Annotated in this window: 13 protein-coding genes; 5 read left to right on the plus strand and 8 right to left on the minus strand. The window is 49.4% G+C overall.

Annotated elements, in window-relative coordinates:
* Position 1: 1 nt before the first annotated feature.
* The 4 genes from LG202_RS09110 to purM form a co-directional block, all read right to left on the minus strand.
* Positions 2-1,252, minus strand: coding sequence for an RsmB/NOP family class I SAM-dependent RNA methyltransferase (locus LG202_RS09110; RefSeq protein ID WP_230348137.1), 1,251 nt, complete (start codon positions 1,250-1,252; stop codon positions 2-4).
* Between the two features lie 4 nt (positions 1,253-1,256).
* The gene (locus LG202_RS09115; protein WP_230348138.1) at positions 1,257-2,318 is read right to left on the minus strand and encodes a DUF3108 domain-containing protein; all 1,062 of its coding nucleotides are present in this window, start codon (positions 2,316-2,318) and stop codon (positions 1,257-1,259) included.
* Between the two features lie 19 nt (positions 2,319-2,337).
* Positions 2,338-3,033 carry a DUF3108 domain-containing protein gene (locus LG202_RS09120; protein WP_230348139.1) on the minus strand — a complete coding sequence of 232 codons (696 nt, stop codon included), beginning with the start codon at positions 3,031-3,033 and terminating at the stop codon, positions 2,338-2,340.
* Positions 3,034-3,137: 104 nt separating this feature from the next.
* On the minus strand, positions 3,138-4,178 hold the full coding sequence (purM, locus tag LG202_RS09125) for a phosphoribosylformylglycinamidine cyclo-ligase (RefSeq protein WP_230348140.1): 1,041 nt from the start codon (positions 4,176-4,178) through the stop codon (positions 3,138-3,140).
* 148 nt (positions 4,179-4,326) lie between these two features.
* Between purM and LG202_RS09130 the strand changes: the two genes are divergently transcribed.
* The 3 genes from LG202_RS09130 to LG202_RS09140 all read left to right on the plus strand — a co-directional run bounded on the left by LG202_RS09130 (position 4,327) and on the right by LG202_RS09140 (position 7,104).
* Positions 4,327-4,950, plus strand: coding sequence for an HdaA/DnaA family protein (locus LG202_RS09130; protein ID WP_230348141.1), 624 nt, complete (start codon positions 4,327-4,329; stop codon positions 4,948-4,950).
* Between the two features lie 12 nt (positions 4,951-4,962).
* Positions 4,963-5,940, plus strand: coding sequence for a PDDEXK family nuclease (locus LG202_RS09135; protein ID WP_230348142.1), 978 nt, complete (start codon positions 4,963-4,965; stop codon positions 5,938-5,940).
* A gap of 90 nt (positions 5,941-6,030) precedes the next feature.
* Positions 6,031-7,104 (plus strand): NAD(P)-dependent alcohol dehydrogenase, encoded by a 1,074-nt coding sequence (locus LG202_RS09140; RefSeq protein WP_230348143.1) that lies wholly within the window; start codon positions 6,031-6,033, stop codon positions 7,102-7,104.
* A 4-nt stretch (positions 7,105-7,108) separates the two neighbouring features.
* Here LG202_RS09140 and soxZ read toward each other — a convergent pair whose 3' ends face one another.
* The 3 genes from soxZ to LG202_RS09155 are packed head-to-tail and all read right to left on the minus strand — an operon-like array spanning position 7,109 to position 9,275.
* Positions 7,109-7,429, minus strand: a complete 321-nt coding sequence (gene soxZ, locus LG202_RS09145) for a thiosulfate oxidation carrier complex protein SoxZ (RefSeq protein ID WP_459724712.1) — start codon at positions 7,427-7,429, stop codon at positions 7,109-7,111.
* A gap of 2 nt (positions 7,430-7,431) precedes the next feature.
* Positions 7,432-7,845 (minus strand): thiosulfate oxidation carrier protein SoxY, encoded by a 414-nt coding sequence (locus LG202_RS09150; protein WP_230348288.1) that lies wholly within the window; start codon positions 7,843-7,845, stop codon positions 7,432-7,434.
* 5 nt (positions 7,846-7,850) lie between these two features.
* Positions 7,851-9,275 carry a M48 family metallopeptidase gene (locus LG202_RS09155; RefSeq protein WP_230348289.1) on the minus strand — a complete coding sequence of 475 codons (1,425 nt, stop codon included), beginning with the start codon at positions 9,273-9,275 and terminating at the stop codon, positions 7,851-7,853.
* Between the two features lie 80 nt (positions 9,276-9,355).
* On the opposite strand from LG202_RS09155, the gene moaC reads away from it, so the two are divergent.
* Entirely contained in the window at positions 9,356-9,835 is a 480-nt protein-coding gene (moaC, locus tag LG202_RS09160) for a cyclic pyranopterin monophosphate synthase MoaC (RefSeq protein ID WP_230348145.1), read from the plus strand.
* Between the two features lie 113 nt (positions 9,836-9,948).
* Positions 9,949-10,929, plus strand: a complete 981-nt coding sequence (locus tag LG202_RS09165; protein WP_230348146.1) for a site-specific integrase — start codon at positions 9,949-9,951, stop codon at positions 10,927-10,929.
* A gap of 131 nt (positions 10,930-11,060) precedes the next feature.
* Here LG202_RS09165 and LG202_RS09170 read toward each other — a convergent pair whose 3' ends face one another.
* Positions 11,061-12,449, minus strand: coding sequence for a P-loop NTPase fold protein (locus tag LG202_RS09170; protein ID WP_230348147.1), 1,389 nt, complete (start codon positions 12,447-12,449; stop codon positions 11,061-11,063).
* Positions 12,450-12,480 lie beyond the last annotated feature (31 nt).

Raw genomic sequence — 12,480 nt, forward strand, 5'->3', positions numbered from 1 at the left:
CTTAAGTGGTGAGTTCGAACACCGCAGCAAAGAAACCATCGGTTTCATGTTGGTGCGGCAGTAATTTCAGATAAGCCCCAGTATCCAGCTCAACCTGTTGTTGTGCAAGGACTTCTGCCGCATTCACAAGCTTGAATTGTGGATGTGCGGCCAAGAAAGCTTCTGCCACCTGCTCATTTTCTTCCGCCAGCAAGCTGCATGTGGCATAGATCAAGCGACCACCTGCCTTCACCAATTTTGCTGCCCGGGTCAGTATAGCCGCCTGTTTGGCAGTTAACTCGGCAATATCGTTGGGGGTCTGCTTCCACTTCAAGTCAGGGTTACGGCGTAAGGTCCCCAGGCCACTACACGGAGCATCCACCAGCACACGATTGAACTTGCCATTCAGGCGCTTGAGTTTAGGATCACTCTCACTGCTGATCAGTTGGCTATGCAGGTTGGAAAGACCAGAACGCTTGAGACGCTGGCCCAGGTTATGCAAGCGCTTTTCTGACACATCAAAAGCGTACAACCTGCCGGTGTTACGCATCAGCGCGCCCATCGCCAGTGTCTTGCCACCTGCGCCTGCGCAGAAATCCGCAATCATCTCGCCGCGCTTAGGAGCTACCAGCAATGCCAGCAGTTGGCTACCTTCGTCCTGCACCTCGATCTTGCCATCGACAAAGAAAGGGTGACGGTTGATGGACATACGCTGCGGTAAGCGAATGCCAGTAGGCGAGTAAGGCGTTGCTTCAGCACCGGCCTTTTCACTATTAAACCGTGCCAATACTTCATCGCGGTTGCTCTTGATCAGGTTAACGCGCAAATCAAGGCTCGCAGCTTTGTGCATGCTACGCGCAATCGCCAATGCTTCCTCTGCCCCATATTGCGACTCCAGGCGCTCCCACAGCCATTCTGGCAAGTCAGCTTGTATTGCCGGGCTCAAGCCATCCGTGGACTTGGCCTTGATCTCTTGCGCCCATTCCTTTTGCTGCTGGTTCAACAACTCATCCAGCTCACGTAAGCTATTGCCCTGCACGCGCACCAGCCAAGCTACTAACAAACGGCGCGGATCTTCATTACCAGCCAAGTAAGCAAGAAATGATCTTCGGCGTAGCACGCCATATACCGCCTCGGCAATCCAGCCGCGCTCCTTGTTGCCAAACTCGCGGTGCTCACGGAAAAATTTTCCCAACTTGGCATCCGCCGGACCGGGATTACCCAATACGTCGGCAAGGGCAATACTGGTGGATCTCAGAATATTCTGGTTCATAATCTCATTTCAATAAATCAGTCGATATGCTGGTGGCAAGCTGTTCGATCACGCTGCCATCCTCTTCTGTCTTACGCATTTTAACTGGCAGGTAGTGATAATCTATCGCCAGCCATAATTCGGTTTTCTCATGGCCCGTCTGGCCTGCATGTGCAATATGCCAGGTACGTACACTGCCAAACTCGGCATTCAGGGTTTCCTCACCTTCAAAACTGTAGCTATATTCGCTCAATTTCTTGCCATTGCTGATGTGCAGCGTCAGTTGCTCCAGCGGTGGTGTGAAAATAAACTGATACATAAAGCTCAATAAATCCTGCGAGCCTGCAGGCAATGCCACGGTCTTCACCCCCTTGGCGGTTTCCAAGGTCACCGTATGCTGCTCCCAGTCAAACCGGGATTGCTGCTTCTTGTTTTCCCCCTTGCCATATTGGTAAGAGAAAAACTGCGGTTGCAAGCCTTCGCTGGTCACCACGCCTTCGCTCTGCTGCAACAATTTTCCCGCCACAACCAATGCCGCAAGCCCCTTGGCTTCAGTAGTGCTGGTCAGCTCATACCGGCCATTCTCTTGCATGCGGTAACTAATCTTGGTCACCCCGATCTTGCTACCATTTTCCCCACGCAACACCACAAATTCGGTGTCTACATAACTGAACGCGGGCATTTCATGCGCCTCAATTTCAGGTGCTTCGGCTAACCCAGCATCCTCTAGCGGCCTAACTGAATCATCAGCCTGCGGCTCATTCGCTGGCGCAACATCCACGGCAGGCATTTCATCCATAGGCTGAAAATCTGTAATGGGCTCCTGCGCCGCCATCTCAGGCAATGGCTGGCTAGCTGGCGGCTGTGCCTGTTCCGCCGCGGGTTTAGGCTTGGGTGCTGGCTGCGGCTTGGGTGCCGGAGGCAACTGAGCCAGCGGTGCGGCTTGCAAGTGTATTTGCTGCACTTGGTGATTAGATTGTGCAACATCCAGACTGGGCAAGTGCCAATACTCACTCCCCAGTATCACCAAGTGAACCAACAGGGAAAGCAATAGTGCAAGCGCCAGCCCTAGAGGCAGACGCTTCAAGAAACTCTTGCTGAATACACTACTCCACATTAATGCTCGTCAGCACCTGTTCTATCTTGCTACCCTTGTCATCCACCATCATGAGCTTGACCGGCAGGTAATGCTGCTCCACGGCAAGCCATAACTCCTTGCCATCCTCATCAGCCACTGCCTCACTGAGATGCATCACCTTGAACTTGCCAGCAGCAACCTCCAAGGCATCGCTCTTGGCATCGATCTGATAGTGATAAGTACGCAGCTTCTTGCCTGTCGTCACCGGCAATTTGAGCTCGGCACCAGTAGGGGCTGCAAACATGAACTGATAGATGAAGCTGCTGATATCCTGCGCGCCCGGCTCTAGCGGCACAGTATTAAGCTTGCCCTTCACCTTCATCTTGAGCTGGTTGTTTGCCCAATCGAAATCGGTATATAACGAGCGCTTTTCGTTATCACCCTGGTGCAACTCAAAATGCTCCGGCTTCAAGCCCTGTGCCGTCACCTCACCACTACTGGTCAATCTGCGCTCGCCAAACAAGGCATAGACACCCACGCCTTTAGTCACGCTTTCAATATGGTAGCGATTACCTTCTTGCCGATACGTTTCATTCACGGTAGCAAAGGGCTGGCCATTGCGCGTGGCTTCATAGGTAAGCTGCACCTGCTTGGGCGCAGCCAGTGCCAGATGGCTGACACATAGCAGCAATAGACTCAGGACACGGATACGGGATATGAACATGGGACCTCCTGGAACATGAAGGGCGATGCATTGCATCGCCCTGAATCAGCACTCATCCAGTGCAAGCAAACACTCTGTTGGCAACAGAATCCTGCTTTAGTTCTTTACACCACCACGGTAGGCGCTTCGCCAGCCGTCTGTGCACGGATACGGCCAATGTCCCACACTTTTTCGCCCTCTGCCGCCAGTAAAGCCTGTGCAGCAGCCGCATCTTGGGCCGACACGATGACCACCATGCCAATACCGCAGTTGAACGTACGGTACATTTCCTGATCGGTGACATTACCCTGCTCCTGCAACCAGGAAAACAGCGGTGGCATTTCCCAGCTTCCTTGGCGTACTTCAGCAGTTAGTCCTTCAGGCAACACGCGCGGCACGTTTTCAGTAATACCGCCGCCAGTGATATGCGCCATGCCTTTGACCTTGATGCTTTGCAGCAACTTGAGGATAGGCTTTACGTAAATACGCGTCGGTGCCATCACTACGTCCCGGAACGGACGGCCATAGAAATCGCTATCAAGGTCTACACCAGAAAGATCAAGCAGCTTACGCACCAGCGAGTAACCATTGGAATGCGCGCCATTGGACGCCAACCCCAGTACTACATCGCCTTCAGCGATAGTAGAGCCATCAATCAAGGCATCCTTGTCTGCGGCACCCACCACGAAGCCTGCAAGATCATATTCACCGTCCGGGTACATGCCGGGCATTTCGGCGGTTTCACCACCCACCAGCGCACAGCCAGATTGCTCGCAACCCGCAGCAATGCCTTGCACCACTTGCGCCGCAGTATCGACATCAAGCTTGCCGCAGGCAAAATAATCGAGGAAGAACAAAGGCTCCGCGCCTTGCACCAGAATGTCGTTGACGCTCATGGCAACCAGATCGATACCGACCGTATCGTGCTTGTTGAGCTGGAAAGCCAGCTTGAGTTTGGTGCCTACACCATCGGTACCAGAGACCAATACCGGGTTCTTGAATTTCTTCGGCACTTCAAACAAGGAACCGAAACCACCAATACCACCCAACACTTCCGGGCGCATGGTACGTTTTGCGAATGGCTTGATTCTCTCAACCAGGGCGTCCCCGGCCTCAATGTCCACACCGGCATCGCGATAGCTAATCGAGGTTTTTTCAGAATTCAAGTTGAGTTCTCGCTTTCCACAGGATAAATTTAGACAATTAGGGCGCAATTTTACCTGATAATAGCCCGCAAACGATAATAAAGACCTCGGCAGGATCACGATGCATCATGCACGACACTGCCAATATTTAGCTCGCAAGTGAACCATATTGAAACAACTACTTCTTGATATCCAGCCCCCCGCGGCCCCCAGCCTGGATAACTTCGTGGTCGGCCGCAATGCCGAAGCCCTGTTCCAGCTTAAGCGCACCGTGCTTGAACATGATGATGCACGCTTCATCTACCTCTGGGGAGAAACCGGTTGTGGTAAAAGCCACTTGATCCAGGCGTGTAACGCGCTTGCCCACACTGCCGACCTAGACATGATCTGCGTCGATGATGTACACACGCTTTCCGATGATGACCAAATTGCCTTGTTCGACCTTTACAACCAGTTACGCGAATCTGGCGGCAGGTTGCTGGTCAGCGGCATTGCAGCCCCAGGGCAGATGGGTTTGCGTGATGACCTGGCTACCCGGCTGGCGTGGGGACTGAGCTACCAGCTACATCCACTAAGTGATGAAGAAAAAACCCAGGCATTGAAAATCCACGCCGATGCCCGCGGCATGAAGTTGCCCGACGAAGTGCTGGACTACTGCCTGCGCCACCTGCGCCGCGACATGCCCAGCTTGATCGCTACCATTGATGCCCTGGACGAATGGTCACTCACCGACAAACGCGCTGTGACGTTGCCGTTGCTGAAACAATTACTGCAAACTTCCACCCAACCCTAGGACAACCTCATCATGGCCATCTTACGCTGTAGTCGCTGCAACTTTATCGCAGAGCTAGATCACAGCCTGATCGGACATGATGTCGCCTGCCCCAAGTGCCAACATCAGAACAAGGTGTGGGATACCAGTTTTTTTGTAGGTAAGCTGCTGGAAAAGTATTTTGCACTGCATAACACCGTCAAACGCTTGCAGGCTGAACAAACGGAAGAGACTGCAACCACGGAAGCCAGTACCACTAGTCCGCACGACTTTTCCAACACGGAAATGCTCTCCAGCCCCAGCCAATCGCAACCCATCCTGACATGGTTTGAACGCAAGAAAATCGCTGTCGAGATTAACCCCAAGGCCGTGGATACCACAGGCTTCTTCGATGAGATCGCCAATGCCATTGCCGAGGATTACGCCACCTTGCGCCCGCTGATTGCGCAAATCTGCCATGCCTACAAGGAAAACTACAACGGCACCACTATCAAGCTGGACAATCGCAAGCCCGACGATATCAACCGCATCACGCGCTTTTGTAAGCAAATGCATGATTACGCTTTCCTCAGTCGGCTAGTACAGCAAAAAAGTGAGAAAAGCCTGCGCCTGATCTTGCAACCCTCACCCGTCATTCGCCAATTCTTCAATGGCATCTGGCTGGAATGGTATGCCTTGATGCAGGCACTGGAGTTTGCAGACAAACGTAACCTACCCTTTTCCTGTGCACGTAACGCCAAGATCACGCTACCCAATGCTGATGTCTACGAGCTGGATGTGTTCTTGCTGCTTGAAGAAAAAACACCGATCTGCATTGAATGCAAATCTGGAGACTACAAGCCTTACATCGAGAAATACCGCTTGCTCAAGAAAAGCCTGGGGTTACAGAAATCGCAATTCCTGCTTTGCGTTGCCGATCTACCTGACGAGCATGCACAAGGCCTCACCAGCATGTACGACATCACCTTCACCAATCAGAAGAATCTTTTGACCCACTTGATGCGGTTATAAAACCCCTCTACTTCTTCAATAAATGCCCGGGCGCGCAGGAGAGAAGTTTGGTACCATACAAATAACCCTTATTAAAAAAGGAGTATTTGCATGGCTAACATGAAAGCTGCAGTTTTCGTCTCCCCCGGCCGCATCGAGTTGCGTGACAAACCCATCCCCGACATCGGCCCGCTGGATGCCCTGATCCGCATCACGACCACCACTATCTGCGGCACTGATGTGCACATCCTCAAGGGTGAATATCCAGTAGCAGCAGGCCTGACTGTCGGTCATGAGCCTGTGGGCATTATTGAAAAACTAGGTTCAGAAGTCCATGGGTTCAAGGTAGGCCAACGCGTGATCGCAGGCGCTATCACACCCAGCGGATACTCCAATGCTTGCCTGTGCGGCATCGGTGCCCAAGATGGCCCGGACACTCCGCATGGCTTCAAGGTAGCCGGTGGCTGGAAATTCGGCAACACGATCGATGGCAGTCAGGCGGAATACCTGCGCGTGCCGGACGCCATGGCCAACCTGAGCGTGATTCCAGACCACCTCAGCGACGAACAGGTCTTGATGTGTCCCGACATCATGTCGACTGGCTTTTCCGGTGCCGAGCGTGGCAATATCAAGATTGGCGATACCGTGGTCGTGTTTGCCCTTGGCCCAATTGGCCTCTCAGCCGTTGCAGGCGCGAAGCTGCTGGGTGCCACCAAGATTATCGGCGTGGATTCGATTCCCGAGCGCCTAAGCATTGCCCGCGCCTTGGGCGCAGATCATGTCGTCAATTTTAAGACCCATGATCCGGTACAAGAAATCCTGAAACTGACCGATGGACGCGGCGTAGATGTCGCGATTGAGGCATTGGGCGTACAGCAAACCTTTGAATCCTGTTTGCGCGTACTACGTCCAGGCGGCACCTTATCCAGCCTGGGTGTCTACTCTACGGACCTTACATTACCCCTAAACGCGTTTGGAGCAGGTTTGGGAGATTTCACCATCGTGTCCACGCTCTGCCCCGGTGGCAAGGAACGTATGCGCAGACTGATGGATGCCGTTGGCTCTGGCCGCGCGGACTTGAGCAAGCTGGTGACGCACCGCTTCAAGCTAAGCGAGATTGAAGCAGCTTATGACCTATTTGCCAATCAGCGCGATGGCGTCATGAAGGTGGCAATCACGCCTTAAGTCGCTATGAGAGTGTCATGGCATGATGACCGCTATAGCCCTTGTTGTCATGCCATTCCACGCTTACTGTATCGCCAGCTTTCGCATTCGCCACGTAAAACACCAACTCTGGATCACTGGCAATGCCTGTCCCCCATTGCGCCTCCAGCACCTGCTGCCCATTGTGGCTGAACTGCACCCATTGAATGAAATGCGCAGCTACGCGCTGGTCAGAGGCATCCAGCCTGTCACCATTCTCCATGGGATGGAATAACACCAGCGTTATCTCAGCCACCCCTTGCTGTAAGCTGGCCTGTATCGTCATCTTGTTTTGGTCAGACAACACTGCTACACCTTTTGATCAAGGACTGTAATGTAACGACTGGCTTTGTAATACTGCCCGTTAGCCTTCACGACCACTTCAACCGACTGGCTTTGCGCCAGCCGGATGCGGGTCATGATATAGGGCTGCGCCCCATGACTTAGTGTGAAATTGGCCAATAATGGGACAGCACTCTTCTTGGCAAACAAGGCGATCGCTTCCGTGCCCGGCACACGACTCATAACTTCCACCTTGATGCCATCACCATTCCCTGCCCATGCAGGCACGATAATTTCAATGTCTCCCACTTGGTCAGTCGAAGCTAGATCTAGCGGTAGCACCTGCTGCAAGGCATCCCTATTAGACGCTATTGCCTGCCATGGCACCAGCACAGTTGCCACCAGCCACTTGAGCAATGATCGCCGCCTGGATTTTGTCACCAATTTCAATTAGGCCTCTTGTCATCAAGCTGTTGCCGCAACTGGTTAAGGCGCGCCTCAACGATAGATTTTTCATAAAAGTCGCCATCAGTGGCCTTGGCCGCCAAGTCCATTTGCTCCATGGCGCCACGGAGGTTATAACGCCTTGCGTAAGCCTCGCCTTGCGCTTGGTGCATGAGCAGAGTCTTTCCCTGCATGCTGTAAACGCGTGCCTTTAACTCATAAAAGTAAGGGTCATCAGGAAATTGATCCTGTTTATCCGCGATCAAGCGCAACAACTTGTCTACCTGCCTAGAGCCAAGCAAGTGCTCGGCATAGGCATAAATCAAGGCACGATGGTCGGGATAACTGCGCAACGCCTCGAGATAACGCTGCTCGGCCACCGCCGGGGATTGGCCTGCGACGGCAACCTGGGTAGCCACGGTTTCTATCATGGCGTTGGCGATGGCATTTTTGCGTAACCACGCCACCTCAGCACTTGCACCGGCAAGGTCATTCTTGCGCAGCATTGCCAGGGCAATGCCGTAATGTTCCGCAGCTTCATTGGCATAACGCTTTTCTTGCAGGTTGATACGGAAAATATTGATGGCGCTGTCCGCGGTACCGATATTGGCCAGCAACTTAGTTTTAACAAAATAGAAATTCGGGTTTTCCTGTACAGCACGGAAGCTGCCTTGCTCGACGCGATTGCGCACATCTGCAATCCGCTCTACCGTCAGTGGGTGTGTTCGTAAAAATGCCGGCGCACTGCCCTCGGAAAAACGCGTGCCCTTTTGCAGGGTTTCAAAAAACGATGGCATTCCACGGGTGTCAAACCCCGCGTCTGCCATGATCTGCAAGCCCACGCGGTCGGCCTCGCGCTCATGCTCACGCGTGTAGTCGATCTGTTTCTGTATGGAGCCAGCCATGGCAGTAGTCAGCGCACCTCCCGTCAATTGTGGGTTGCTACGCGCTGCGAGCAGGGCCAAGGCCATGGTCGCCATGCTAATGACAGAATCGTTCTTTTGCTTGGCCAGCATCCGCGCAAGGTGGCGCTGAACCACGTGGCCGATCTCATGCCCCAATACTCCAGCAACCTCAGACTCATTCTTCGCGGCAAGCAACAAGCCAGTATGCACACCGATAACGCCGCCGGGCATGGCAAACGCATTGATGCTGTTATCCTTGACCACGAAAAAATTGAAACGCTGATATTTATCTGGCCCGTTGGCAGCAAGCCTGTGTCCTAAATCATCAATGTAATCATTGATCTCGGGGTCTTCCAACACTTGGCTGCTCGCATACACATCTCGCATGATTTCATCCGCGATGCGCTGCTCATCAAGTGGCGACATGACGGTTGCAGAATAATCACCCAGCTCCGGCAAACCATCGGCTAGAGCAGTAGGTGCGACACAGGCAAGGAATACAATTAGATAAAGCGCTTTCATCATTGCTATGATAACAACCTCACGCACCAAGTTCACTAGCGCCGGGCCATCAGGCCCACGGCCACAACGCAGGAAACCACATGAGCAAGCTCACCCATTTTGATGCCAGCGGCCAGGCCCATATGGTCGACGTTGGCGACAAAGCCGAAACCAGGCGTATTGCCATTGCTGGCGGCAGTATCCGCATGCAGCCTGAAACATTAGCCACGATAGAGAGCGGTGATACAAAAAAAGGTGATGTACTCGGCATTGCACGTATCGCCGCCATACAAGGTTCAAAACGTACCGCTGAACTCATCCCGCTCTGCCACCCTATCCCACTCACCAAGGTTGGCGTGGTGTTCACCATTGACCGCGCATTAAACAGCATCCATTGCCAAGTCACGACGGAAACCGTAGGGCGCACCGGGGTGGAAATGGAAGCGCTCGCCGCTACTAGCATCGCCTTGCTGACGATTTACGATATGTGCAAGGCCATGGATAGGGGCATGATCATTAGCGACATTCGCCTGCTGGAAAAACAGGGCGGCAAGTCAGGGCATTGGCAGGCCATTGATTAATAACGAAATTAATCATTACTAGCAACCATGTCGTTATTCTAAGCCAATAGCCTTAGCGTAAATCTGCATTCAAATCCTATGTTTGTCCATCATCTGTCCAATTGGAGGGATGTATGGCATCAATTCGTGAACGTAATGGTAAGTGGCAAGCGAGAGTAGTACGCCGCGGCTATCCTTCATCAGCAAAGTCATTTGACTCTTATGATGATGCGGTGAAGTGGGCACGTAAGTTGGAGGTCGCAATCGACACCAACACTCATCCGATTCAATCATCGATTAACAATATCAATTTTGAAGAGTTGATTTATCGTTATATTCGAGAGGTTTATAAAGATCGTCCACCAAAAGATATTGATATTGTTCGCTTGAAGGCTTTAGCCAATCGTAAAGTAGCCAAGTACCGCCTGTGTCACATGCAGAGTAATGTCATTGCCGCATATCGAGATTTACGCTTACAGGAAGTCGGAGCTGGGACGGTAATTCGTGACCTTTCATACATCTCCAGCATATGGAATCACGCCAAGAGGGAATGGGGATTAACTGTTACCAATCCCTGCAGCCTTGTCAAAAAACCTCGGAGTCCTCTAGGTAGAAATCGAATATTAAGTATTGAGGAAGAAATAGCGTTATACAATGTAATTGATAAAAATCGGAAGTCCAACCCCGAGTTACGTACCATCATCCAATTAGCGATTGAAACAGCTATGCGACGGGGTGAGTTGCTTAACCTATGCTGGGAACATGTAGATTTATCAAAAAGCGTAGCCTACTTACCTCATTCCAAAAATGGTAAGCCAAGATACATACCATTATCTTCAAAAGCCGTAGCCATCCTTCAAGTGATAAAGAAGGACTCCGGCAGTGTCTTTACAATCCAACCTCAAACATTACATGCAGCATTTTATAAAGCCGTCAGGCGAGCAGGATTAATAAATTTACGGTTCCACGACTTACGTCACACTGCAACTACGCGTATGGCCAAAAAGTTACCGAATGTCATTGAATTGGCATCTGTCACAGGCCATCAATCTATTCAAATGCTAAAACGTTACTACCATCCAGATGCTGAGTTGCTTGCACGAAAGCTAGGTTAAATAATTCAATAGTCATGATAAGGAGCCACGGCCATTTTGATACTCATAGCAGATTCATACTATTGATAAGAAAGAGAAAGGTTAGTAAAAATTGACATTAGATCAAAATAAATAAGAACAAAATAATTATTTTATTTTGTTAGAAGATCAATTTTATTGGTGATATAACTTAACTCTACAAAGGAATGATTGAATTGGAAATTATCAATTAAAGATAAAACATTTTTAGCTTGATCAATATAAATTTGATCTCCTTTATTTTCTTTTACTAAGGAATTTAATTCATCAATTTCATTACTATTTCTATAACTATTTGATGCCATCATTAGCAATCTTGCATAAATCAAATTTCCTACTGAACTAAAAACAAAATCTTTTCCACCTGGCAAGCTAGATAAGTAGCTTATTACAGATGATACAGGTGCTCCAAAATAGATAATATTCCGATAAATAGAAGCAGCCTCAAACTTCAATATAACTAACAAAACCACTACTTCCGGATATAAATAACTATCAACAGGTGTGGATTTTATGACTATCGTGAAAATTGTAAAATATTGCTCTTGGGATCTGATTGAAATGTTAAATGCGACTGTTAGATAGGTGAGAGTTTTTATCAACCCACTTTCTTCATACTGAAGTTCTTGGTATTTCTTTCTTGAGGAAAAGAATTGATTATACCCAAAGCGATTTATCAGATTATTTGCAATTGTTTTCCCATCCGGATATGGCAAATGATACTCCATATCAATAAATCTCTTCAAATATTCATTAGCATTAAATTCACTACCATAAATAGCTTTAAGACTTGAATTTAGTTGATCTTTATCAATTGCCAATATAAAAACAATATCTTCAATATTAAAAATATGCTTCACTCTCTCAAGCAACTCAACAGAATAACTTGGTCGACACCGATCTAGCTCATCAACAAAAATTATTAATTTATTAAAATTTCCTTGTTGTTTAAGCTTCTGAACAAAGTCAGACAACCTAGATCTAAATTCATTAATTAAATTCTTCTGCTTATCAAAAGCACTTACAGCATCCCTAATACCATCACCAACAGCCTCAACTAGTGCTGACTCTTGTATTTCATCAAGATCCAGCATGCCTGCAGTTAATATTTTTGCTGCAACCGGGATAGATCGTTTAGCAAGGGCAGACCCAGTTGCTTTAAGTCTATTGATATGCTTTTCCTGAATTATTTTCTTTTCATCTAATAGTTCATACAGAGAATTAATTTCTGAAAGTAATGAGATAAGCGGGTCAGATGTAAAATCAGTTTCCCACGCATTCAAATAAATACAACTACACTCATTAGCTTCGAGATAGGATTTCCACATTTTTAGAAACGTAGTTTTCCCGCTGCCCCATGGTGAATTAATACCAATAACAAAAGAAGTATCCAATCCTTTAACGAAGCCAGACAAAGCAATTGCCAGCTCCTTTCTTCCATAAGCATCTTGCTTAAAAGGATCATTATTATTTACTTCTATAGCAGATAGTTTTACTTTCATAGATTTATTCATATAAGATTTATACCATGCA

This window comes from Methylobacillus methanolivorans, assembly GCF_054588515.1.

Bases quoted from the DNA above. Each gene is read 5' to 3' on its own strand.
- LG202_RS09110 (WP_230348137.1), bottom strand. From the start codon at position 1,252: ATGAACCAGAATATTCTGAGATCCACCAGTATTGCCCTTGCCGACGTA.
- LG202_RS09120 (WP_230348139.1), bottom strand. From the start codon at position 3,033: ATGTTCATATCCCGTATCCGTGTCCTGAGTCTATTGCTGCTATGTGTC.
- LG202_RS09135 (WP_230348142.1), top strand. From the start codon at position 4,963: ATGGCCATCTTACGCTGTAGTCGCTGCAACTTTATCGCAGAGCTAGAT.
- LG202_RS09140 (WP_230348143.1), top strand. From the start codon at position 6,031: ATGGCTAACATGAAAGCTGCAGTTTTCGTCTCCCCCGGCCGCATCGAG.
- LG202_RS09155 (WP_230348289.1), bottom strand. From the start codon at position 9,275: ATGAAAGCGCTTTATCTAATTGTATTCCTTGCCTGTGTCGCACCTACT.
- moaC (WP_230348145.1), top strand. From the start codon at position 9,356: ATGAGCAAGCTCACCCATTTTGATGCCAGCGGCCAGGCCCATATGGTC.
- LG202_RS09165 (WP_230348146.1), top strand. From the start codon at position 9,949: ATGGCATCAATTCGTGAACGTAATGGTAAGTGGCAAGCGAGAGTAGTA.
- LG202_RS09170 (WP_230348147.1), bottom strand. From the start codon at position 12,449: ATGAAAGTAAAACTATCTGCTATAGAAGTAAATAATAATGATCCTTTT.